Origin of the sequence: Pseudomonas sp. NY15463 (assembly GCF_048068415.1) — a bacterium.
GTDB classification, from domain to species: Bacteria; Pseudomonadota; Gammaproteobacteria; order Pseudomonadales; family Pseudomonadaceae; genus Aquipseudomonas; species Aquipseudomonas mosselii_C.
On sequence record NZ_JBLUQD010000002.1, the window covers coordinates 113,301 to 134,944 of the forward strand.

General features: G+C 63.9%; 20 protein-coding genes. 11 read left to right on the top strand and 9 right to left on the bottom strand.

The features are described from left to right. Nucleotides 1–9: 9 nt before the first annotated feature. The 3 genes from ACNFIC_RS04685 to ACNFIC_RS04695 all read right to left on the bottom strand — a co-directional run bounded on the left by ACNFIC_RS04685 (nucleotide 10) and on the right by ACNFIC_RS04695 (nucleotide 3,227). Nucleotides 10–303, bottom strand: a complete 294-nt coding sequence (locus ACNFIC_RS04685; RefSeq protein ID WP_138218394.1) for a YcgL domain-containing protein — start codon at nucleotides 301–303, stop codon at nucleotides 10–12. Beyond that, nucleotides 300–1,433 (bottom strand): ribonuclease D, encoded by a 1,134-nt coding sequence (gene rnd / locus ACNFIC_RS04690; protein WP_416780121.1) that lies wholly within the window; start codon nucleotides 1,431–1,433, stop codon nucleotides 300–302. The genes ACNFIC_RS04685 and rnd overlap by 4 nt, the downstream gene beginning before the upstream one ends. A gap of 156 nt (nucleotides 1,434–1,589) precedes the next feature. Further along, nucleotides 1,590–3,227, bottom strand: coding sequence for a phosphoethanolamine transferase (locus tag ACNFIC_RS04695; RefSeq protein ID WP_138219106.1), 1,638 nt, complete (start codon nucleotides 3,225–3,227; stop codon nucleotides 1,590–1,592). Nucleotides 3,228–3,491: 264 nt separating this feature from the next. Here ACNFIC_RS04695 and ACNFIC_RS04700 point away from each other — a divergent pair, with 264 nt between their 5' ends. Next, nucleotides 3,492–3,728 (top strand): YdcH family protein, encoded by a 237-nt coding sequence (locus ACNFIC_RS04700; RefSeq protein ID WP_138218396.1) that lies wholly within the window; start codon nucleotides 3,492–3,494, stop codon nucleotides 3,726–3,728. Between the two features lie 68 nt (nucleotides 3,729–3,796). Here ACNFIC_RS04700 and ACNFIC_RS04705 read toward each other — a convergent pair whose 3' ends face one another. After that, nucleotides 3,797–4,960, bottom strand: a complete 1,164-nt coding sequence (locus ACNFIC_RS04705; RefSeq protein WP_416780123.1) for a trans-sulfuration enzyme family protein — start codon at nucleotides 4,958–4,960, stop codon at nucleotides 3,797–3,799. Nucleotides 4,961–5,125: 165 nt separating this feature from the next. Here ACNFIC_RS04705 and ACNFIC_RS04710 point away from each other — a divergent pair, with 165 nt between their 5' ends. Continuing rightward, nucleotides 5,126–5,584 (top strand): Lrp/AsnC family transcriptional regulator, encoded by a 459-nt coding sequence (locus tag ACNFIC_RS04710; RefSeq protein ID WP_138218398.1) that lies wholly within the window; start codon nucleotides 5,126–5,128, stop codon nucleotides 5,582–5,584. A 429-nt stretch (nucleotides 5,585–6,013) separates the two neighbouring features. Here the strand turns inward: ACNFIC_RS04710 and ACNFIC_RS04715 are convergent, their stop codons facing one another. Further along, nucleotides 6,014–8,341: an FdhF/YdeP family oxidoreductase gene (locus tag ACNFIC_RS04715; RefSeq protein WP_416780124.1), complete on the bottom strand. Its 2,328-nt coding sequence runs from the start codon at nucleotides 8,339–8,341 to the stop codon at nucleotides 6,014–6,016. A 67-nt stretch (nucleotides 8,342–8,408) separates the two neighbouring features. Continuing rightward, on the bottom strand, nucleotides 8,409–8,588 hold the full coding sequence (locus tag ACNFIC_RS04720; protein WP_138218400.1) for a hypothetical protein: 180 nt from the start codon (nucleotides 8,586–8,588) through the stop codon (nucleotides 8,409–8,411). Nucleotides 8,589–8,719: 131 nt separating this feature from the next. Here ACNFIC_RS04720 and moaA point away from each other — a divergent pair, with 131 nt between their 5' ends. Together moaA and ACNFIC_RS04730 are read left to right on the top strand one after the other, a co-directional pair. After that, a complete protein-coding gene (moaA, locus tag ACNFIC_RS04725; protein ID WP_138218401.1) occupies nucleotides 8,720–9,721 on the top strand; it encodes a GTP 3',8-cyclase MoaA in 1,002 nt (333 codons plus the stop codon). A 21-nt stretch (nucleotides 9,722–9,742) separates the two neighbouring features. After that, on the top strand, nucleotides 9,743–10,630 hold the full coding sequence (locus ACNFIC_RS04730) for a bestrophin family protein (protein WP_276610521.1): 888 nt from the start codon (nucleotides 9,743–9,745) through the stop codon (nucleotides 10,628–10,630). Nucleotides 10,631–10,639: 9 nt separating this feature from the next. Here the strand turns inward: ACNFIC_RS04730 and moaB are convergent, their stop codons facing one another. Further along, nucleotides 10,640–11,179, bottom strand: a complete 540-nt coding sequence (gene moaB, locus ACNFIC_RS04735; protein WP_138218402.1) for a molybdenum cofactor biosynthesis protein B — start codon at nucleotides 11,177–11,179, stop codon at nucleotides 10,640–10,642. A gap of 237 nt (nucleotides 11,180–11,416) precedes the next feature. Here moaB and ACNFIC_RS04740 point away from each other — a divergent pair, with 237 nt between their 5' ends. Beyond that, entirely contained in the window at nucleotides 11,417–12,304 is an 888-nt protein-coding gene (locus ACNFIC_RS04740) for a LysR family transcriptional regulator (RefSeq protein ID WP_138218403.1), read from the top strand. On the opposite strand, the gene ACNFIC_RS04745 is transcribed toward ACNFIC_RS04740, so the two are convergent. After that, the gene (locus ACNFIC_RS04745) at nucleotides 12,292–13,071 is read right to left on the bottom strand and encodes a helix-turn-helix domain-containing protein (RefSeq protein ID WP_416780128.1); all 780 of its coding nucleotides are present in this window, start codon (nucleotides 13,069–13,071) and stop codon (nucleotides 12,292–12,294) included. The two genes, ACNFIC_RS04740 and ACNFIC_RS04745, sit on opposite strands and share 13 nt — an antisense overlap. A gap of 318 nt (nucleotides 13,072–13,389) precedes the next feature. On the opposite strand from ACNFIC_RS04745, the gene ACNFIC_RS04750 reads away from it, so the two are divergent. The 5 genes from ACNFIC_RS04750 to ACNFIC_RS04770 all read left to right on the top strand — a co-directional run bounded on the left by ACNFIC_RS04750 (nucleotide 13,390) and on the right by ACNFIC_RS04770 (nucleotide 19,932). After that, nucleotides 13,390–15,006: an APC family permease gene (locus tag ACNFIC_RS04750; protein WP_416780130.1), complete on the top strand. Its 1,617-nt coding sequence runs from the start codon at nucleotides 13,390–13,392 to the stop codon at nucleotides 15,004–15,006. 92 nt (nucleotides 15,007–15,098) lie between these two features. Then, a complete protein-coding gene (locus tag ACNFIC_RS04755; protein ID WP_138218406.1) occupies nucleotides 15,099–16,025 on the top strand; it encodes a 4-hydroxyproline epimerase in 927 nt (308 codons plus the stop codon). Nucleotides 16,026–16,067: 42 nt separating this feature from the next. Next, entirely contained in the window at nucleotides 16,068–17,015 is a 948-nt protein-coding gene (locus ACNFIC_RS04760) for a dihydrodipicolinate synthase family protein (RefSeq protein ID WP_138218407.1), read from the top strand. Nucleotides 17,016–17,106: 91 nt separating this feature from the next. Continuing rightward, nucleotides 17,107–18,684 carry an aldehyde dehydrogenase (NADP(+)) gene (locus tag ACNFIC_RS04765; RefSeq protein WP_138218408.1) on the top strand — a complete coding sequence of 526 codons (1,578 nt, stop codon included), beginning with the start codon at nucleotides 17,107–17,109 and terminating at the stop codon, nucleotides 18,682–18,684. Nucleotides 18,685–18,687: 3 nt separating this feature from the next. Then, nucleotides 18,688–19,932, top strand: a complete 1,245-nt coding sequence (locus ACNFIC_RS04770) for an NAD(P)/FAD-dependent oxidoreductase (RefSeq protein WP_138218409.1) — start codon at nucleotides 18,688–18,690, stop codon at nucleotides 19,930–19,932. A 138-nt stretch (nucleotides 19,933–20,070) separates the two neighbouring features. Here ACNFIC_RS04770 and xenA read toward each other — a convergent pair whose 3' ends face one another. Then, nucleotides 20,071–21,162: a xenobiotic reductase XenA gene (xenA, locus tag ACNFIC_RS04775; protein WP_138218410.1), complete on the bottom strand. Its 1,092-nt coding sequence runs from the start codon at nucleotides 21,160–21,162 to the stop codon at nucleotides 20,071–20,073. A 52-nt stretch (nucleotides 21,163–21,214) separates the two neighbouring features. On the opposite strand from xenA, the gene ACNFIC_RS04780 reads away from it, so the two are divergent. Next, nucleotides 21,215–21,550 (top strand): ArsR/SmtB family transcription factor, encoded by a 336-nt coding sequence (locus ACNFIC_RS04780; protein WP_138218411.1) that lies wholly within the window; start codon nucleotides 21,215–21,217, stop codon nucleotides 21,548–21,550. Nucleotides 21,551–21,644 lie beyond the last annotated feature (94 nt).

Genomic DNA, 21,644 nt, shown 5'->3' on the forward strand with positions numbered 1-21,644 from the left:
GTGTCCGACTCAGGCCGGATCGTTGCGCCGCAGCAGCTCTTCGGGCAGGTGCTCGATGTAGTCGTCTTCGGGCGGCGGCATCTGCAAGTGGTAGCCCTGGTTGTCGAGGTTCTCCAGGACCTTGGCGATGTCCTCACGGGCCAGCTTGCGCTCGGGGCTCAACACCAGATCGAATGCGTGCATCGGGGTGCCGAAAAACGGCAACAGACCTTCCGGTACGCGCTCCAGGCCATCGGCCTTGAGTACGTAGAGGTACATTTCGTGCTTGCGCGGGCTCTTGTAGATCGAGCAGATACGTTTCATGCGTTGTCTCCAGCACCCGCCAGATCATCCAGCAGGGCCTGGCCCATACGCTCGCGACGCCAGCCGCGCAGCGAATCGGGCAATTGATAGGGGCCATTGGGGTAGCCGCTCTTGAGCAGCGCTTCCAGGGTCTTCTTGCGCAGCATCAACTCCGGGGCGATCTGCAAGCGCTCGCCTTCGGCCTGACCGATGGCGCGCAAACGCTTGAGAATGCCGGCGGCTTCGATCGGCAGTGGCTCGGGCTGCGCCGGTGGCCATTGATCTGGCGGCAGGGCCGCAGCGCGCTTGATCAGGTCAAGGAGGAACTGACCGTCCTGGCGGATGGTACGCGGGTGCATGTCCTCGATTTTCGCCAGCGCCGAGAGGTTGTCCGGTTGGGTCTTGGCCATCGGCCACAGCGCGTGCTCTTTGAGAATGCGACTGCGCGGCACATCACGCCGACGGGCTTCGCCTTCGCGCCAGATACACAGCTCGCGCAACACGGCCAGTTGCTGGCGCGACAGTTTCCAGGCCAGCTTCACCTCGCGATACAGCGTTTGCGGGTCGACTTCGCGGCGCATGGCGGCCACCAGCTCCGCGCCATCCTCAAGCACCCAGGCGTACTTGTCGTCGCTCAGGCGCGGGCGCAGGGCGTCGAACAACTCAGCCAGGTGCACCGCGTCTTCGGCAGCGTAGCTGACCTGCGTCTCGGACAACGGCCGCTGCAACCAGTCAGAGCGGGTCTCGCCCTTGGGCAGGTCAAGCCCCAGCACGTCCTGCACCAGGCGCGAATAGCCCATGGAAAAGCCGATGTTGAGGTAGCCAGCCGCCAGTTGCGTGTCGAACAGCGGCTGCGGCAGCTTGCCGGTCAGGCGCAGCAGGACTTCGAGGTCTTCGCTGCACGCGTGCAGCACCTTGACCACCGCGCTGTCCTCCAGAAGCCCTGCCAGGGGCTGCCAGTCACGAATCAGCAAGGGATCGATGAGGTAGGCATGTCGACCGACGCCGATCTGCACCAGGCCGGCCTTGGGATAGAAGGTATCGACGCGCATGAACTCGGTGTCGAGCGCCACGAAGGGCTGCTCACGCCAGCGTCGACAGTGCTCGGCCAGGGTCTGGTCGTCACGGATCCAGTGAATTTCGATGGCCACGAGGCTCTCCCACTAACATTGGCGCGCAGTATATACGGCGCGGCCCCTGCGGGTGAAACCTCGCGCCATCCGTGGTGCCGGGCGGTTGCCCGGTGCAAGATCGAATCAGCCTGCACACAATGCACGGCGCAGCGCCGTGCTTCGTGTGCAGGTGGCTCAACGTCCTGCCGCCAGCCACGGCCGGCAACTGGCGAACATGTCCAGCGATTGCTGGTAGACCGCCGTACGCACCTGCAGCAGGCCGAGCATGGAGTGGAACAGGTTGTCCTGGGACAACGGTGCATCACGCAGCTTGGCCATGCACTCGGTATCCAGGCCGAAGTCCTGGCGGTAACTGTCGGAGAACCACGCCAGCAATGGCACGTGCTTTTGCTGATCCGGCGCGATGGCGTACGGGGTGCCATGCAGGAACAGGTTGTACTCGCCCAGCGACTCGCCGTGGTCGGAGAGGTAGATCATCGCGGTATCGACCTTGTCCTGCTTGCTGCGCAGGGTATCGATCAGCGACGAAAGAACGCTATCGGTGTAGGCCAGGGTGTTGTCATAGCCATTCATGATCTCTTCGCGGCTGCACTGGTTCAGCGCATTGCTGCGGCACACCGGCTGGAACGGCTCCTGCCCTTGCGGATAACGCTTGAAGTATTCCGGGCCATGGCTACCCATCTGGTGCAGCACCAGCACGGTGTCCTTGTCGAGGTTGTCGATCAGCTCGCCCAGCCCCTGCAGCAGGATCTGATCGTGGCACTCACCGCCCGCACACAAGGTCGGGTCCTTGAGGTTGCTCACGTCGATGAACTGCACCCGGTCGCAGGTCCCCTTGCAGCCGGACTGATTGTCGCGCCACTGCACGGCAAGGCCAGCACGCTGGAGGATATCCAGCAGCCCCTCGCGGTTCTTGGCCACCCGGGCGTCATAGTTCTTGCGGCCCATGCCGGAGAACATACAGGGCACCGACACGGCGGTCTCGGTACCGCACGAGTGCACGTCGGTGAAGCTCAGCAGACCTGCCTGCCGGGCCAGCTTGGGCGTGGTGTCGCGGGCATAGCCCAGCAGCCCGAAATTCTCCGCACGGGCACTTTCCCCCACCACCAGTACGGTCAGGGATTTACGTGTGTGGTGCTGCCAGGCCGCATCGCGGCGGGCGTCTTCACCATAGGTCTGGAACGGCCGCGCAGCGGTGCCGAACTGCTCGTTCACGTAGCCGATGGAAGCGCCGACGATGTTGCTTGGGGTGAGCATCAAGCGCAGCTCGTGGTGATTGCGAAACAGCGATGACAAACCCTGATAGTTGATCAATGCCACCGAACCTAACGCCGCCACGCACGCGCCGCTGACCACCAGCTTGCCGAGCAAATCGCGGTGCCAGGGGCGATAGACGATGTTGGCCTTCCACACCAGCAGCGACGGCAGCCCACCGAGCAGCGCGATATACAGCACAAACTTCACAGACAACAAGTCGCGTACTTCCGCAACATTGGTTTCCGCGACATTGCGGAACATGCCTGCATCAATCAGTACGCCGTATTGATTCATGAAATAAGCCACCCCTGCCCCACTCATGAACAGGAGAATCAATACCGGTTTCAAGACATAACGAAAGGCCAACAACGTCAGTATCAGGTTGAAGGCGAACAGCATCAGCACAACGAACGCCAAGCCCAGCCAGAGCCCTACCATGCCGGGCGGCAGAATGCTTTGCAGGTGCCCCCAAAGGTAGGTGTTGAGGCCAATCAACAGGTAAAGGCTGGCCAACAGCGTGACCCATTCAGTCCGCAGGGATTTGACATTCAACATTGGCATTCGCACTTAGAGTTCATGAGCGGCCAGGGCGACCGGACGGGCCCTGGAAAGTTGGCCGAACTCTAGAAAGCCTAGCATCAATTTTTTGTGAAAAACTTGGTAACAATTGGTGCGACAGTGGATTTCACTGAATAAACAGTTTTCATTCAGCATTCATTCAGCCAGGGCTGACGCATCGCTATCGACTCCACGACTGCGCGCAGGGCGACTATTCTCAGAGATCAGGCCCTTTCGCCAACCCCAGACAGAGGTGAAGAAATGCCAGTTCCGCACGATTTGCTAGCAGACCTGCACATTACCGCTGACGCATTCCAGGCGCTCATGGATAAGGACCAGGCACTCCATTCGCTGCACAAGGAGTACAACGCCAAGGACAAGGAGGTCGTCGCCGCCGAAGGCAACGGCACCAACGACGAGGCGGTCAACCGCCTGCGCAAGGAAAGACTACTGCTCAAGGATAAGATCGAACGAATCATCCATCCGCCCAAGGCCTGACACGGCCATCGCGGGGCACGTCGCAACGGTGCTACACCGGCAGGACGCGCCCCGTGCTCAGCGTACCCTCAAGCCGATGCCTGCAATGCCGTTTCCAGGTCCTCGATCAGGTCGCGGTAATCCTCGATCCCCACCGACAAGCGCACCAGATTCTCGCTGATCCCCATCTCGCCCTTCTGCGCCGGGCTCAAAGAGTTGTGCGACATGCTCCAGGAGTGGTTGATCATGCTCTCCACCCCACCCAGCGAGTCGGCCAGCACGAAGATCTGCAACGCCTCCACCAGCCGGTTGACCGCTGCCCGGTCGCCTTTGATACGCAGCGCCACCACCGCCCCGCCGGTACGCATCTGGCGGGTGCACAGTGCATGCTGCGGATGGCTCGGCAAGCCCGGATAGAACACCTGCTCGACCTGCGGATGCCCTTCGAGGAATTGCGCCACGCGCAGGGCATTGGCGCTCTGGCGGTCCATGCGCACATCGAGGGTCTTGAGCCCACGCAACGCCAGGTAGCAATCGAACGGGCCCTGAATGGCACCCACCGCCATACTGATGCGGCGCAGGCGCTTGAGCAGGTCGTGGTTGGCCGCCACCACCACGCCACCGGTCAGGTCGGAGTGGCCACCGATGTACTTGCTCGCCGAATGCATCACCAGATCCACGCCGAGGGTGATCGGCTGTTGATTCCATGGCGAGCAGAAGGTGTTGTCGATGCAGGTCAGGATGCCGCGCTCGCGGGCCAGCGCGCATAACGCCTTGATATCCACAAGATGCAGCAGCGGGTTGGTCGGCGATTCGATCCAGATCAATTGCGTTTCGGGCCGGATGGCTGCGGCCACGGCGTCGAGGTCGTTGAGATCGACGTAGGTAGTGGTCAAGCCCGAGGTGCGCGCGCGGTAGTCCTCAAGCAGTCGGAACGTACCACCGTAGACCCCGTTCATCACCACTACATGGGCGTCCTTGTCGAGCAGTTCGAGCACCGTGGCGGTCGCGCTCACGCCCGAGGCGCACGCCACCGCGCCGACCCCTTCTTCCAGTTCGGCCACGCACGTCTCATAGGCGTGGCGGGTGGGATTGCTGACGCGGCTGTAGGCGTACTCGGGATGGTCGTCCAACCCACGCTTGATAAAGGAGCTGGAGGTGACGATGGCCGGGAAGATGGCGTTGTCGGCAACGTTGGACTGCTCGCCGGCGTGGATGGTGCGGGTGGCGAAATTACGCGGCTTGTCGGACATGCTCGGGCTCTTGGGCGAAGTGGAAAAGACGCCACTATCGCATATCCGCGGGGCACTGGCGCTGCCGCGAATATTGTTATCGATGCGAAGGCCCCATGGCTCCCCTTTATCACTATAAGCGGCTAATCTGGGGTAACTTTTTCTCCCATTGAGCCTAAACGCACCATGGACAGTTTCGACCAGCATATCCTCACCCTGCTTCAGCGCGACGCCTCGCTGTCGCTCAAGGATTTGGCCGAAGCGGTCAATCTGTCGACCACGCCGTGCTGGAAGCGCGTCAAACGCCTTGAGGAGGAAGGCTACATTCGTGGCCGCGTCACGCTGCTCGATCCCGAGCGGCTGGGCCTGGGGCTGACGGTGTTCGTGCAGCTCAAGACCCAGCGCCATGACAGCGCGTGGTTGGCGCAGTTCGCCACCACCGTAACGGCGTTCGAGGAAGTCATGGAGGTGTACCGGATGTCCGGCGACTGGGACTACATGCTGCGGGTGGTGGTCGGCGACATCAAGGCCTATGACCGTTTTTACAAGAAGCTCATCACCAGCACCGAGGGGTTGTCCAATATCACCTCGAGCTTTGCCATGGAGCAGATGAAGTACACCACGGCGTATCCGGTCAGTCGCTGAAGCCACATCACTCTCTTATGTGTGCCGTGGCTGAGATCCTTGGGCTGCTATGCAGCCCTTTCGCGGCGCAAGGCCGCTCTTACACAGGGGACCGTGCCAAGACTGCGCGATGCCCGAATCAACGCCGGATCTGTAGGAGATCACCCAGCCCTTTGGGCTGCGCTGTCGCGCAGAGAACTGATTTCGCAAGCGCTCCGCGTACCCTGTGGGAGCGGCGGTTCGACGCCCCGACTTGCCCGCGAAGCAGGCGACTCGGTGGATGGCACCGGCTTTGCCGGTGTTCGCGGGCAAGCCCGCTCCCACAGATTCCTTCTAAATCAACAAGTTATGTGTAGCTCTATGAGAGCGGCCTTGTGCCGCGAAAGGGCCGCAAAGCGGCCCCGGCGATGCGTGCCGTAGCCGAGATCCGGGCTGGAAGCGATCAAACGATCACTCTGCGGCCGCCGCCGCAATACGGTTGCCTGCCTGGGCCTTGTGCAGCTTGATCGCCACGAACTTCGAAGTCGGCGTGTAGGTGCCATCGCCATAGCTCTCCAGCGGCACCAGCGGGTTGGTCTCGGGATAGTAGGCCGCCGCCTGCCCCTCGGGCACGTCATAGGCCACCAGGCGAAACCCTGACACGCGCCGCTCCACACCATCCTCCCACAGCGACACCAGGTCCACCTGCTCGCCCGGCTCGAAGCCCAGCCGGCGGATGTCAGCTGGGTTGACGAACACCACCTCGCGCAGACCGAACACCCCACGGTAGCGGTCGTCCAGGCCATACAGGGTGGTGTTGTACTGATCATGGGAGCGCAGGGTCTGCAGGATCAGATCCGGCTTGTCGCCGCGCGCCAGCACCTGGGCGTTGACCAGTTGTTCAGGCAGCGCATGCGGGCTGAAACAGGCCTTGCCGGTGCGGGTACGGAACTCGCGCTCGGCGGCGGCGTTGCCCAGGTGGAAGCCGCCAGGCGATTGCAGGCGCTCGTTGAAATTGGCGAATCCTGGGATCACGTCGGCGATCATGCTGCGGATACGCGAATAATCGGCGATGGCGTGAGCCCAATCGATGGGGCGCTTGCCCAAGGTGGCCTGGGCCATCCCGGCGATGATCGCGGGCTCCGAACGCAGGTGCGGCGAGCGCGGTTTGAGCTGGCCATGGGAGATATGCACCATGCTGAAGGTGTCCTCCACCGTCACGCCCTGCGGGCCCTGGGCCTGAATATCGATCTCGGTACGCCCCAGGCACGGCAGGATCAGCGCATCACGCCCGGTGACCAGATGCGAGCGGTTGAGCTTGGTGGAGATCTGCACGGTCAGCGCGCAGTTGCGCAGCGCCGCGTGGGTACGCGGGGTGTCCGGGGTGGCCTGGGCAAAGTTGCCGCCCAGTCCGATGAACACCTTCGCACGGCCCTGCTCCATCGCTTTGATCGCCAGCACCGCATTGTGGCCGTGGGCACGCGGTACCTGGAACTGGAAGCGTTTTTCCAGCGCATCGAGCAGCGCAGCCTTGGGTTTCTCATCGATCCCCATGGTGCGGTCGCCCTGCACGTTGCTGTGCCCACGCACTGGCGACAAGCCCGCGCCGGGCTTGCCGACGTTGCCGCGCAGCAGTTGCAGGTTGACGATTTCCTGTACCGTCGGCACCGAATGACGGTGCTGGGTGATGCCCATCGCCCAGCACATGATCACCCGCTCGGCCTTGCGGTACATGCGTGCCGCCAGTTCAATCTCAGCCTTGCTCAACCCTGATTGCTCGACGATGTGCGCCCAGGAGGTCGCGTCCACGGCCTCCAGATAGGCGTCGATGCCGCTGGTGTGCGCGGCGATGAAGGCATGATCGAATACCGCCGGTTCAGCGTTGCGCTGCGCCTCTCGCTCCCATTGCAGCAAGCATTTGGCGATGCCGCGCATGGCCGCCATGTCACCCCCCAGGGCCGGGCGAAAATACGCGGTATTGGTCGGTTCGGAGCCGTTGCTGAGCATCTCGAAAGGGTGCTGCGGGTGCTGGAAACGTTCCAGGCCGCGCTCCTTGAGCGGGTTGAAGCAGATGACCTGGGCGCCGCGCTTGACCGCCTCACGCAGCGGTTCGAGCATACGTGGGTGGTTGGTGCCCGGGTTCTGGCCGATGACGAAGATCGCGTCGGCCAGCTCCAGGTCGTGGAACACCACGGTGCCCTTGCCCACGCCTAGGGTTTCCGACATGCCTGCGCCGCTGGCTTCGTGACACATGTTCGAGCAGTCGGGGAAATTATTGGTGCCAAAGGCACGTACGAACAGTTGGTAGAGAAACGCCGCTTCGTTGCTGGCCCGACCGGACGTGTAGAACTCTGCCTGGTCCGGTGACTGGAGGCTGTTCAAGTGCTGGGCGATCAGCGCGAACGCTTCATCCCAGCTGGTTTCGACGTAATGATCGGTCGCCGCGTCATAGCGCATCGGGTGGGTCAGACGCCCCTGGTATTCGAGCCAGTAGTCGGTTTGCTCAAGCAACTGGCTGACGCTGTAGCGGGCGAAGAATGCGGGTTCAACCGAACGCCCGGTAGCTTCCCAGTTGACCGCCTTGGCGCCGTTTTCGCAAAACTTCACCGTATCGCTTTCAGGCGACTCCCCCCACGCGCAACCAGGGCAGTCGAAGCCACCGTTCTGGTTGGTCTTGAGCATGGCACGCAGGTTCTTGAAGGGGTTTTGACTGCCCAGCCAGCTCTTGGTCACGCTCTTGAGCGCGCCCCAGCCGGCAGCTGGGCCTTTGTAGTCCCTGATGTGTGGGTCATCGTGCATGGGGTCGGTCCTTTCGCGGGGCAGGATAATGCTGGGGCGGATCCACTGACCCGCTGCTTATTCCAGCCTATGGAGTGCGCGACACGGGCGTCCAATCGAAATGTCTTACGCTGTGATAGGTGCTGTCGATCATGGCGTTGAACTGCGCGATGGCATTCGTGGCCAAATCGGCGACCACCGGCTCGTTGTCGCCCTGAAACGACGGTTCAGCCGGTGCAAGCCGGTTTACCCGCGCATCGCGCAACACGCGCCCCCTTGTCTAGCTTGGTTTGCGGCATGATAGAGGCGGTCGATCAAGCGGTCAGGGAAAGCAATTTGACGCTGTCCTGCGCTCGGGATAGTTTGGACCGTACCACCCTATTTCTTTCGAGCGCCAATGTGGAACAGCTCCCGGCCCTGATCGACGGATTCAATCGCAAAGTCGACTACCTGCGGATGTCGGTTACCGACCGCTGCGACTTTCGCTGCGTCTATTGCATGGCCGAAGACATGCAGTTCCTGCCGCGCCAGCAGATCCTCAGCCTCGAAGAGCTCTACCAGGTCGCCGAACGCTTCGTGGCCTTGGGCACCCGCAAGATCCGCCTGACCGGTGGCGAGCCATTGGTGCGCCAGGGAATTGTCGGGCTGTGCCAACGCATTGCCGCCCTTCCTGGCCTGCGCGAGCTGTGCTTGACCAGCAATGGCTCGCAGCTCGGCCACCTGGCAAGCCCCCTGTTCGATGCGGGTGTCGCACGCCTGAATATCAGCTTGGACAGCCTGGACCCTGAGCGTTTCCGCAACCTGACCCGCACCGGCGACCTGACCCAGGTGATCGCCGGCATCGACGCTGCCCGCGCCGCCGGCTTTCGGCGCACCAAGCTTAACGCCGTGGTGCTCAAGGGCCGCAACGATGACGAAATCGTCGACCTGGTGCGCTTCGCCATCGACCGCGAGTTGGATATCTCGTTCATCGAGGAGATGCCGCTGGGAGTGATCAGCGAGCACCAGCGCAGCGAGTCGTACTGCTCCAGCGACGAGGTGCGCGCGCGCCTGGCCGCGCACTTCAGCCTGATCGAGTCCGCAGAGTCTTCGCAGGGCCCAGCCCGCTACTGGCGCCTGGCCGAGGCACCGAACACCCGAGTGGGTTTCATCTCGCCCCATAGCCATAACTTCTGCGCCACCTGCAACCGTGTGCGCCTGACCGTCGAAGGCCGCCTGCTGTTGTGCCTGGGCAACGAGCATTCGCTGGACCTCAAGCAGGTGCTGCGCCAGCACCCAGGCGACAGCGCACGCCTCGAAGCCGCCATCCGTGATGCCATGCAGCTCAAGCCCTATCGCCACCATTTCGAAGTGGGCGGCGAGGTGCAAATCCTGCGCTTCATGAACATGACCGGCGGCTGATCGTCCGCCTCTGGAACCGCTGTGATCGTCCACTCACGCCCCGACATGCTGCGCGTGTTGTTCACCCTCAAGGGTTCGATCGTCAAACGCATTGCCCTGCGCTGCCTGGGGGTGACCCTGTTGGCCGCGCTAATCGTACTGATCGAACGGCATTATCCGGCGCTGTTCTATCCGGTCAGCGCCACCCCCTTCACCTTGCTGGGCCTGTCGCTGTCGATTTTCATGAGTTTTCGCAACAATGCCTGCTACGACCGCTGGTGGGAGGGTCGCAAGGCATGGGGGCAGATGATCATCGAAGTGCGTTCGTTTGTACGTGCAAGCGTGGTGATCGAAGATCATGCGCTACGCGCGCAACTGCTACGCAACCTGTGCGGTTTCGCGCATGCCTTGAATGCCCGGTTACGCAACGAAGATGAACTGCGTGCCGCCCAACCGTGGCTCGTCGAAGGCCAGGCGGTCACGCCGCACAACGTCTGCGACGGCATCCTGCAGGCAGTGGGCAAGGACTGCGCGGCGCTGGCGATCAGCGACATGCGCTACACCTTGCTGGAGCAGCGCTTGCTCGGCCTGTCCCAGGTTCAGGCCACCTGCGAGCGGATCAAAGGCACCCCGCTACCGTTCCCCTATACCCTGCTGCTGCACCGCACCATCTACATCTTCTGCCTGCTTTTGCCGTTCGCCCTGGCCGAACCGCTGGGCTGGCTGGCACCGTTGTTCACCACCCTGGTCAGCTACACGTTCTTTGGGCTGGATGCGATCGGCAACGAGCTGGAAGACCCATTCGGGCGTGACGAGAATGACCTGCCGACCGACGCCCTGGTGCGCACCATCGAGCGCGATGTGCTGTCGGCCTTGGGGCATGAGCCACTACCACCGGCATTGATGCCGGTGGAGCATGTGTTGAGCTGAACGGGCGCCTCAACCGCGGCTTTCGCACAACCCGATCGGTTTGAGATGCGCCACGAAATTGCACGGCCGGTGCCGGGCATCGAGTTGCTCGACCAGAATCCCCTCCCACGCCGTGCGGCATGCCCCCGTGGAGCCCGGCAGGCAGCACACCAGGGTGCCGTTGGCCATGCCAGCCAGGGCCCGGCTCTGCACGGTGGAGGTGCCAATATCGAGAATCGACAGCGCACGGAACAGCTCGCCGAAACCGTCGATACGTTTGTCCAGCAAGCAGTCAACCGCTTCGGGCGTGCTGTCGCGCCCGGTAAAACCGGTACCGCCGGTGATCAGCACCACCTGCACCTGCTCGTCGGCAATCCACGTGGCGACCTGGGCGCGGATCTTGTAAAGGTCGTCCTTGAGCAGTTCCCGCGCCACCAGGCGGTGGCCCACGCCCACCGCACGGCTGGCCAGCAGCTCGCCGGAGGTATCGGTCTCAAAGGTGCGGGTGTCGCTGACAGTCAGCACGGCGATATTCAGCGGCACGAAGACCGCGTCAGGTTTGACGCTCACGGTGAGGCTCCTTGAATGGCAGTGTGGCCAACGCTAGGGCCAGGGCCGGCGCGCGTCCAATCGATATGGCGTACCAAGTGATCGACAGTCCCTATCACCTGTTCCGGGTTGATCGCCTGTAGGAGCAGCCTTGTGTCGCGAAAGGGCGCTCCTACACAACCCGCGCCAGCATCCATTTGTGGTCATGCCCCTCACTCTTGGTTAAGGTCACCACATCTCGCACGCCCAGGCCCGCCCATGGACATCAAGCAACTCAAGTTCCTTATCGCCCTCGACCAGACCCGCCACTTCGGGCAGGCCGCGGCGCTCTGCCACATCACCCAGCCCACGCTGTCGATGCGCCTGCGCAACCTGGAGGACGAACTGGACCTGGTCCTGGTCAAGCGTGGCCAACGCTTCGAGGGTTTCACCGAGGCCGGCGAGCGCATCCTGGCCTGGGCCCGTACCCTGCTGGCGGCCCACGACGGCCTGCAAGCCGAAGCCGCCAGCTGCCGTGGCCAGGTGGTCGGCAGCCTGCGCCTGGGTACGGTGCCGCTGGCCAGCTTCAACCCCATGCACCTGCTGCTGCCGCTGCGCGAAAAATACCCGGAGTTGCAATTCCAGCTCAGCTCCCATAGCACCGAACAGATCATGGATGGCTTGAGCCGCAACCAGCTGGACTTGGGGATCTGCTACCTCGACCAGGTCAACGCCAGCTTCTTCGAAGTGATCGAGCTGGGCACCACCACCATGGGCCTGCTGCACGACGTCCGGCATTTCGACTTCGAAGCCACCAGCCTGCGGTGGGAGGACCTGGGCGAGATTCCCCTGGGCCTGCTGAGCAAGGGCATGCACTATCGCCAATCGCTGGACCTGAGCTTTCGCAGCCGTGGCATCGAGCCTAACGCGGTACTGGAAAGCGACTCGACCTTCCAGCTGATCCAGGCCATCAACACCGGCGTGTGCTGCGCGATCATGCCGCTGGACTGTGGCCTGGAAGACCTCAGCGAGCACATGTGCATCCTGCCAATCGACGAGGCCAGCATCCACAGCCCGGTCGGCCTGTTGCTACGCCGCAGCGAACCGCGCTCGGCGATCGCAGAGCAGTGCTTCGACGAGGCGCGGGCGCTGTTTCAGGGCTCCTGAGCGGTCGCCTGGCGGTACTGGCGCGGGGTGAAACCGGTCAACTGGCGGAACTGCCGACTGAACGCGCTGTGGTCGGTGTAGCCGCAACGCAGCGCCACTTCGGTAATCGGCAGGTCCGAATGCAATAGCCGGTGGGCGTGTTCGAGCCGCGCCTTGTGGATCATCTGCCGCGGGGTGAGGTGGAACACCCGCTTGCAGTAGCGCTCCAGCTGCGCCACCGAAATACCGGCAATGCGGGTCAACTCGCCCAGGCTGATGGGCTGGTGGAAATGCGCGCGGATATGCTCGTCCACCGCCGCCAGGCGCTGATACGCAGGGTGCGTGTCGGCAGCCGTTTGCAAATCGACCGAAATCCCCACCAGGCCGATGATCCTGCCCGACGGGTCGTACAGCGGTCGCTTGTGGGTCAGGCACCAACCCGGCTCGCGGCTGCCGTACAGGTGCAACTCCAACTGGTCCTCCAGCACCAGCCCGTGCTCCAACACACGGCGGTCCTGTTCGGTATAGCCGGGGCCCAGGCGCGCCGGGAACACCTCGGCGCTGGTCTTGCCCAGCAGCGGTTGTAGCTGCTTGAGGCCGCAGCGTTGCACCAAGGTGCGATTGGCCAACACATAGCGGGCGTGATCGTCCTTGATGAAGATTGCCGCGTTGGCGATCACGTCGAGCATGGGCAACAGCCAGACCACCCCGGTGAGCAACGCCTCGAGGGACGCCGGGCGGTGCTGGTCGAGGGTCTGGTACAGGGTTGCCAGGGCGATGTCAGTCATTGCTTCAGTGCTCGATTGGCTGTGCGGGCACTTGTAGGAGCGGGCTTGCCCGCGAACGCGCCAGCACACCCACCGCACCTCTATAGCCCTTGCGCGATATGGCTTACAGCCTATCCAGCAGATACAGCCGAACGCCAGACTTTTCTATAACTGTGCCGATTTCGTCATCACACCTGCAGAAAAGCATCAAGAACCGAGCCTGCGATCGGTCCACTCTATGTCCCACGCAAGCCGCTCATCCTCCACAAGAACGCGGCCCGCAACGCCGCATCGTGACATCAGACCTGCCTATCCAAAAACCTACAAAAAGGCGCCACCATGTCAGGCAAATTCAAGAAACAGTTGTCCTTGCTGGATCTCACCTTCATCGGCCTTGGCGCGATCTTCGGCTCCGGCTGGCTGTTCGCCGCCAGCCACGTCTCGGCCATCGCCGGCCCCGCCGGTATCTTCTCCTGGTTCCTTGGCGGCTTCGCCGTGTTGCTGCTGGGCATCGTCTACTGCGAGCTGGGCGCCGCCCTGCCACGGGCCGGTGGCGTAGTACGTTACCCGGTGTATTCACACGGCCCGCTGCTGGGCTACCTGATGGGCTTCATCACCCTGATCGCCTTCTCCAGCCTAATTGCCATCGAAGTGGTCGCCTCGCGCCAATACGCCGCAGCCTGGTTCCCTGGGCTGACCAAGGCCGGTTCAAGCGATCCAACGGTACTGGGCTGGCTGGTGCAGTTCGCCCTGCTGGGATTGTTCTTCTTCCTCAACTACCGCAGCGTGAAGACCTTCGCCAAGGCCAATAACCTGGTCAGCGTGTTCAAGTTCATCGTGCCGCTGCTGGTAATCGGCGTATTGTTCACCTTCTTCAAGCCCGAGAACTTCGAGGTGCAAGGTTTCGCCCCATTCGGCCTGTCAGGCATCGAAATGGCGGTCTCGGCGGGCGGCATCATCTTCGCCTACCTGGGCCTGACACCGATCATCTCGGTGGCCAGCGAAGTGAAGAACCCACAGCGCACCATCCCCATCGCACTGATCCTTTCAGTGCTGCTGTCTACCGCCATCTATGCCTTGCTGCAGCTAGCCTTCCTCGGCAGCGTGCCAACCGAAATGCTGGCCAATGGCTGGGCCGGAATCTCCAAGGAACTGGCCCTGCCCTACCGTGACATCGCCCTGGCCCTGGGTGTGGCCTGGCTGGCCTACCTGGTGGTGGCAGACGCGGTGATCTCGCCCAGCGGCTGCGGCAACATCTACATGAACGCCACCCCACGGGTGATCTATGGCTGGGCACAGACCGGCACCTTCTTCAAGTACTTCACCCGCATCGACGAGCAGTCCGGCATCCCGCGCCCTGCGCTGTGGCTGACCTTCGGTCTGTCGGTGTTCTGGACCCTGCCGTTCCCGTCCTGGGAGGCACTGATCAACGTGGTTTCCGCCGCTCTGGTGCTCAGCTACGCCGTGGCCCCGGTCTCGGTCGCCGCCCTGCGCCGCAGTGCCCCCAACCTGCCCCGGCCGTTCCGCGTCAAGGGCATGCGCGTGCTCGGCCCGCTGTCGTTCATCATCGCCGCGCTGATCGTCTACTGGTCGGGCTGGAATACCGTGTCCTGGTTGCTGGCCCTGCAGATCGTGATGTTCGTGCTGTACCTGCTGTGCCGCCGCTTCGTACCCACCGAACACCTGTCGCTGGGCCAACAGGTGCGCGCATCGGCCTGGCTGATCGGCTTCTATGCCGTGACCATCCTGCTGTCTTGGCTGGGCAGCTTCGGCGGCCTGGGCGTGATCGGCCATCCACTCGATACCGTGGTCGTGGCCATCGCCGCCCTGGGCATCTACTACTGGGGCGCGGCCACCGGCGTACCCGCGCATTTGGTGCGGCTGGATGAGGATGACGAGAGCGAACTGCCCGGGCAGGTGCACAGCAGCCATCGGCCGACGGTACTGGCTTCCTGATATTCCCACTGCATTGATCGGAGTGGTCACCGCCCTCAACACGAGGCAAGCCCGCTCCCTAGGGATCACTTGAACCTGCAACGGACAATCCCATGAAACAGATCCGAGTCATCGATTCCCACACCGGCGGCGAACCCACCCGCCTGGTGATGAAGGGCTTCCCCGCCCTATCCGGGCGCAGCATGGCCGAACAACGCGACGAGCTGCGCGAGCTACACGACCACTGGCGTCGCGCCTGCCTGCTGGAACCGCGCGGCAACGATGTTCTGGTGGGCGCGCTTTACTGCCCGCCGGTTTCGGCCGGTGCCACCTGCGGGGTGATTTTCTTCAACAACGCCGGCTACCTGAACATGTGCGGCCACGGCACCATCGGCTTGGTTGCCTCGCTGCACCATCTGGGCCTGATCGAGCCAGGCGAGCACCAGATCGACACCCCGGTCGGCCAGGTCAGTGCCACCCTGCATGAGGACGGCGCCATCACCATCGGCAACGTACCGGCCTACCGCTATCGCCAGCAGATAGCGGTGGACGTCCCGGGCCACGGCATCGTTCACGGCGATATTGCCTGGGGCGGCAACTGGTTCTTCCTGGTCAGTGAGCATGGCCTGCGCCTCGAACTGGACAACCGCGATGCCCTGACCGACTACACCTGGGCCCTGCTCAAGGCCCTCGCAGCCCAGGGCATCACCGGCGAGCACGGTGCGCCAATCGACCATGTCGAACTGTTCGCAGACGACCCCAACGCAGACAGCCGCAACTTCGTGATGTGCCCCGGCAAGGCCTACGACCGCTCGCCCTGCGGCACCGGTACCAGCGCCAAACTCGCGTGCCTTGCCGCCGACGGCAAGCTCGCCGAGGGCCAGGTCTGGACCCAGGCCAGTATCACCGGCAGCCAGTTCCAGGGCCGCTTCGAACGCCTCGGCGAGCGCATTCGCCCGTTCATCACCGGCCGCGCCTACATGACCGCCGACAGCACCCTGCTGATCGACGAACAAGACCCTTTCGCCTGGGGCATCTGACCCCGGCGTTCTTTCTGACTGAACAGTGCAAGGAGTGACCCCATGAACACCAACATTTTCACCGGCACCATGCCCGCCCTGATGACCCCGTGCACCGCCGCGCGCAAGCCAGACTTCGATGCCCTGGTACGCAAGGGCCGCGAACTGATCGAGGCCGGCATGAGCGCGGTGGTGTATTGCGGCTCGATGGGCGACTGGCCGCTGTTGAGCGAGGCCGAGCGCCAGGAAGGCGTCGCGCGCCTGGTGGCCGCTGGCATCCCGACCATCGTCGGCACTGGCGCGGTGAATACCCGTGAAGCCGTCTCCCACGCGGCGCACGCTGCCAAGGTCGGCGCTGCCGGCCTGATGGTGATCCCCCGCGTGCTGTCCCGAGGCGCCTCGCTGGGCGCCCAGCAGCAGCACTTCTCAGCGATCCTGGGCGCCGCACCGAAGCTGCCGGCGGTGATCTACAACAGCCCCTACTACGGCTTCGCCACCCGCGCCGACCTGTTCTTCGCATTGCGCCGCGAGTACCCAAACCTGATCGGCTTCAAGGAATTCGGCGGCGCTGCCGACCTGCGCTACGCCGCCGAGCACATCACCTCGCAAGATGACGATGTGACCTTGATGGTGGGTGTGGACACGCAAGTGGTACACGGTTTCGTCAACTGCAACGCCACCGGCGCCATCACCGGCATCGGCAACGCACTGCCGCGCGAAGTGCTGCAACTGGTCAGCTTGAGCAAGCAGGCCGCCAAGGGCGATGCCCGTGCCCGCCGCCTGGCCCGAGAGCTGGAGTCGGCGCTGGCGGTGCTGTCATCGTTCGATGAAGGCTGCGACCTGGTGCTGTACTACAAGCACCTGATGGTGCTCAACGGCGACACCGAGTACAGCCTGCACTTCAACGAGACCGACGTGCTGACCGATGCCCAGCGCAACTATGCCGAACAGCAATACGCGCTGTTCCGCCAGTGGTACGCCAGTTGGTCGGCCGAGCAGAACATCGCCTGATACCCGACTGCAACGCACGCCCCGTGTAGGAGCGGCCTTGTGCCGCTCCTACAAAGACGGCATCCCGAATTCATTTGCAAAGGACACCTCCATGCCCCTCACCGGCAACCTGCTGATTGGCCAACGCGCCGTGCCCGGCACCGAGGCGCCGATCCACGCCATCGACCCGGCCACCGACCAGCCACTCGAACCCGCCTACCCCGGCGCCAGCGCCGAGCAAGTAGTCCAGGCCTGTGCCCTGGCTTGGGCAGCGTTCGATGCCTACCGCGACACCTCGCTCGAACAACGGGCGTGCTTTCTTGAAACCATCGCCGAGCAGATCGAAGCCCTGGGCGATGAACTGATCGAACGCGCGGTTGCCGAAACCGGCCTGCCCAGCGCACGTATCCTGGGCGAACGTGGCCGCACCAGCACGCAGTTGCGCAGCTTCGCACGGGTGGTGCGCGCCGGGGAGTGGCTGGATGTGCGCGTCGACACCGCCCTGCCCGAGCGCCAGCCCCTGCCACGTCCTGACCTGCGCCAGCGCCAAGTGGCCGTGGGCCCGGTGGCGGTGTTCGGCGCCAGCAACTTCCCGCTGGCCTTCTCGGTCGCTGGCGGCGACACCGCCTCGGCACTGGCTGCGGGCTGCCCGGTGGTGGTCAAGGCGCACAGCGCGCACCCCGGCACCGGCGAATTGGTCGGCCGCGCCGTGGCCAAGGCTGCGCAACTGTGCGGGCTGCCCGAGGGCGTGTTCTCGCTGCTGTACGGCGCTGGACGCGCAGTGGGCATCGGCCTGGTCAGCGACCCGCGCATCAAGGCCGTGGGCTTTACCGGCTCGCGCAGCGGCGGCCTCGCCCTGTGCCAGGCAGCCCAAGCCCGCCCCGAGCCGATCCCGGTGTACGCCGAGATGGCATCGATCAACCCAGTGCTGCTGTTCGATGCCGCCCTGCACAACCGTGGCGAAGCACTGGCTCAGGGCTTCGTCGCCTCGCTCACGCAGGGTGCCGGGCAATTTTGCACCAACCCGGGCCTGGTGATCGCCCGCCAGGGGCCGGCGTTGCAGCGCTTCATAGAGACGGCCAGCGAGCACCTGCGCCAGGCTCAGGCCCAGACCATGCTCACGCCCGGCATCTTCAATGCCTACCAGGCCGGCATCGCCGCGCTGGCGGAGAACCGCAACGCCCAGCTGGCCGCCCGCGGCCTACCGGCCCAAGGGCCAAACCAGTGCCAAGCGCAGTTGTTGCTCACCGAGGCCAACGCGTTTCTCGCCGACCCGGCGCTGCACGCCGAAGTGTTCGGCGCAGCCTCACTGGTGGTGGTCTGCACCAGCGATGATCAAATGCGTGAAGTGACCGAACACCTGGAAGGCCAACTGACCGCCACCCTGCACATGGACGACGCCGACCTGGACGCCGCCCGCGCACTGTTGCCGATCCTTGAGCGCAAGGCTGGGCGTATCCTGGTCAACGGCTGGCCCACCGGGGTGGAGGTCTGCGACGCGATGGTGCATGGTGGACCGTTCCCGGCGACCTCCAATACCCGCAGCACCTCGGTGGGCTCGGCAGCGATCCTACGCTTCCTGCGTCCGGTGTGCTACCAGGGCTTCCCCGACGCGCTGCTGCCCAGCGCTCTGCAACATGCCAACCCGCTACACCTGCGTCGGCTGCTCGACAGCCAGCGGGAAGCCTGAGCCATGGCCAGCCTCGACACCGATATCGCTGTGGTCGGCGCCGGCATTGTCGGCGTGGCCTGCGCGCTGCAACTGGCACGCCAGGGCAAGCGGGTGCTGCTGATTGATCGACAGGCCCCAGGCCATGGTGCCTCTTGGGGCAATGCTGGTCATTTGGCCAGCGAGCAGGTGTTCCCGATTGCCGACCTGTCAATCCTCAAGCGCCTGCCGAACATGCTGATCGACCCCATGGGCCCGCTGCGCCTGGACTGGAAGTACCTGCCCCGTGCCCTGCCGTGGTTCACCCGGCTGCTGCTCAACCTGCGCCCGACGCCGTTCCAGCGCAGCGTTGCCGGCCTGCGCGCGCTCAACGAAGCCAGCCTTGGGGCCTGGCAACGACTGCTCGGTAGTCTTGGGCGCAGTGACCTGTTCCATGAGCAGGGTTCGCTGCTGGTGTTCGAGCGCCACGAATCGCGCCAGGCGCTGGAAGCATTGCGCACACGCATGCAGGAGCAGGCGGTGCCGGTGACATTCTGGCCAGCGCAGCAGGTGCGCGATGCGGCGCCACAGTTGAGCGAATCACTGCAAGGGGGCCTGTTCTTTCCGCGTACCGGGCATTTCATCGACCCGTACCGGGTGGTCAGCGCCCTGTTCGATGCCGCGCTCGCAGCCGGTGTGCAGTTCGCCAGTCGCGAGATCACCAACGCACGCGTGCAGCACGATGGGGTCAGGCTGGACAGCGCTCAGGGCGCGTTGCAGGCGCGCCAGGTGCTGCTGGCCTGTGGCGCGCACTCGGCCGCGTTGGTCAAGGCACTGACCGGCAAGCGCGTACCACTGGACACCGAGCGCGGCTATCACCTGATGCTGCCAAACGAGCATCAACGCCTGCCGTTCGCCGTCACGTCGCTGGAACGCCGCTTCATCATGACCCCGATGGAAGGCGGCTTGCGCCTGGCCGGCACAGTAGAGTTCGCAGGGCTGAACGCGCCGCCGAGTATGCAGCGGGCGTGGCAGTTGCACCGGCTGAGCCAGGGGTTGTTCAAGAGGGACTTGAGTGCCGAGGGGGCGACGCCTTGGATGGGCTTGCGGCCCTCGTTACCGGACTCGTTGCCAGTGATTGACCGGGTGGCCGAAGGCAAGGTACTGCTGGCGTTCGGGCACCAGCATCTGGGCTTGACCCAGGCGGCGGTGACGGCGGAGTGGGTGGGGAAGATGGTGGAGCAGTCAGCTGGATTGGCAACCTCGTATTACCGGTTGGATCGGTTTTAGCCTGTGCAGGCCTCTTCGCGGGTAAACCCGCTCCCACAGGGGTAGCGTCCAGCCTGAAGGCAGCCCCTTCATCGCAACGCAGATCCCTGTAGGAGCGGGTTCACCCGCGAATGGGCTGCAAAGCAGCCCCTTCACACCTCAGCGATAACGCTCGAGCCAGTGCGCATAGGGTGCAGGCAAGGTCCACGAAGCCTTGTCCACGCCCAGCTCCTTGGCCGCGAAATACGGCCAGTGCGGGTCGGCCAGGTGCGCACGTCCAACCGACACCAGGTCCAGCTGATTGGCCTGGAGCGCGCCTTCGGCCAGTTGCGGCGTACCAAAGCCCCACGCCGAAGTCACCGGCAGGTCCGCCTCACGGCGCACGCGCTCGGCGATTGGGCCCATGAACGCAGGACCCCACGGGATGTTGGTGTCAGGAATGGTGAAACCAACGCTGACGCTCAGCAGGTCCAGGCCACCGGCCTTGAAACGGCGCGCCAGCTCGATGGACTCTTCCAGGGTCTGCTCGTCACGCCCGTCATATTCCAGCACGCCGAAACGCGCAGTCAGCGGCAGGTGCTCAGGCCACACTTCACGCACGGCGGCCAGGGTTTCCAGAAGGAAGCGGCTGCGGTTGTCGAAGCTGCCGCCGTAGGCGTCGGTGCGCTGGTTGGAGTGCGCCGAGAAGAAGCTCTGACCCAGGTAGCCGTGGGCGAAGTGCAGCTCGATCCACTCGAAACCGGCCTCGCGAGCGCGCCGGGCGCCATCGACGAAGTCCTGCTTGACCCGGGCGATGTCCTCCAAGGTCATCTCCCGCGGTACTTTCGGCAGGTGGGCACCGAAGGCGATCGCCGACGGGGCGATGGTCTGCCAGCCGCGAGCGTCGTCGGCGGCAATGTGGTCATCGCCCTCCCAAGGGCGATTGGCACTGGCCTTGCGCCCGGCGTGAGCAATCTGGATGCCCGGCACCGAGCCTGCGGCCTTGATCGCCTGCACCACCGGCACGAAGGCCTGGGCATGGGCGTCGCTCCAGATTCCGGCGCAACCGGGGGTGATGCGCCCTTCTGGCGCCACGGCGGTGGCCTCGACCACCACCAGGCCTGCGCCGCCACGGGCAAGACCGGCCAAGTGTACGTGGTGCCAATCGTTGATCAGGCCGTCCTCGGCCATGTACTGGCACATCGGTGGAATGGCGATACGGTTGCGCAGGGTCACGTCTTTGAGGGTATAGGGCTGGAACAATGCCGACATGGGGGAACTCCAGGGGATGGGTTGCATACGATTGTTCGATCATATTCGAACTATGGCAATTTTGGAAACCCCCGTTATCATGTCGGCCATGCGAGCCTATACCCACCCCTCCCCCGACAACCTCACGCTGGAGCGCCTGCTCTATGCCCTGAGCGACCCTGTGCGCCTGGAGATCGTCCGCCATCTGGCCGGCACCGCCGAAGCCAGCTGCGGAGAACTGGACGGCGGGCGTCCGAAGTCGAGCATGTCCCATCACTTTCGCGTGTTGCGCGAGGCCGGGCTGGTGTACACCCGCAACGTCGGCACCACGCACATGAACTCGCTGCGCAGCGACATTCTGGACGAACGGTTTCCAGGGTTGCTGGCGTGCGTGTTGCGCCAGCGTTGAGCTGACCAGGCGCAGCAGGAACTTCAAAAAGCCCACAAAAAAGCCCCGAGTCCGCCAGTGGCGAAGCTCGGGGCGGGGGTTGCCGGGTTACCCC

Bases quoted from the DNA above. Each gene is read 5' to 3' on its own strand.
- ACNFIC_RS04685 (WP_138218394.1), bottom strand. From the start codon at position 303: ATGAAACGTATCTGCTCGATCTACAAGAGCCCGCGCAAGCACGAAATG.
- ACNFIC_RS04695 (WP_138219106.1), bottom strand. From the start codon at position 3,227: ATGTTGAATGTCAAATCCCTGCGGACTGAATGGGTCACGCTGTTGGCC.
- ACNFIC_RS04700 (WP_138218396.1), top strand. From the start codon at position 3,492: ATGCCAGTTCCGCACGATTTGCTAGCAGACCTGCACATTACCGCTGAC.
- ACNFIC_RS04705 (WP_416780123.1), bottom strand. From the start codon at position 4,960: ATGTCCGACAAGCCGCGTAATTTCGCCACCCGCACCATCCACGCCGGC.
- ACNFIC_RS04710 (WP_138218398.1), top strand. From the start codon at position 5,126: ATGGACAGTTTCGACCAGCATATCCTCACCCTGCTTCAGCGCGACGCC.
- ACNFIC_RS04715 (WP_416780124.1), bottom strand. From the start codon at position 8,341: ATGCACGATGACCCACACATCAGGGACTACAAAGGCCCAGCTGCCGGC.
- ACNFIC_RS04740 (WP_138218403.1), top strand. From the start codon at position 11,417: ATGGACATCAAGCAACTCAAGTTCCTTATCGCCCTCGACCAGACCCGC.
- ACNFIC_RS04745 (WP_416780128.1), bottom strand. From the start codon at position 13,071: ATGACTGACATCGCCCTGGCAACCCTGTACCAGACCCTCGACCAGCAC.
- ACNFIC_RS04750 (WP_416780130.1), top strand. From the start codon at position 13,390: ATGTCAGGCAAATTCAAGAAACAGTTGTCCTTGCTGGATCTCACCTTC.
- ACNFIC_RS04755 (WP_138218406.1), top strand. From the start codon at position 15,099: ATGAAACAGATCCGAGTCATCGATTCCCACACCGGCGGCGAACCCACC.
- ACNFIC_RS04760 (WP_138218407.1), top strand. From the start codon at position 16,068: ATGAACACCAACATTTTCACCGGCACCATGCCCGCCCTGATGACCCCG.
- ACNFIC_RS04765 (WP_138218408.1), top strand. From the start codon at position 17,107: ATGCCCCTCACCGGCAACCTGCTGATTGGCCAACGCGCCGTGCCCGGC.
- ACNFIC_RS04770 (WP_138218409.1), top strand. From the start codon at position 18,688: ATGGCCAGCCTCGACACCGATATCGCTGTGGTCGGCGCCGGCATTGTC.
- xenA (WP_138218410.1), bottom strand. From the start codon at position 21,162: ATGTCGGCATTGTTCCAGCCCTATACCCTCAAAGACGTGACCCTGCGC.
- ACNFIC_RS04780 (WP_138218411.1), top strand. From the start codon at position 21,215: ATGGCAATTTTGGAAACCCCCGTTATCATGTCGGCCATGCGAGCCTAT.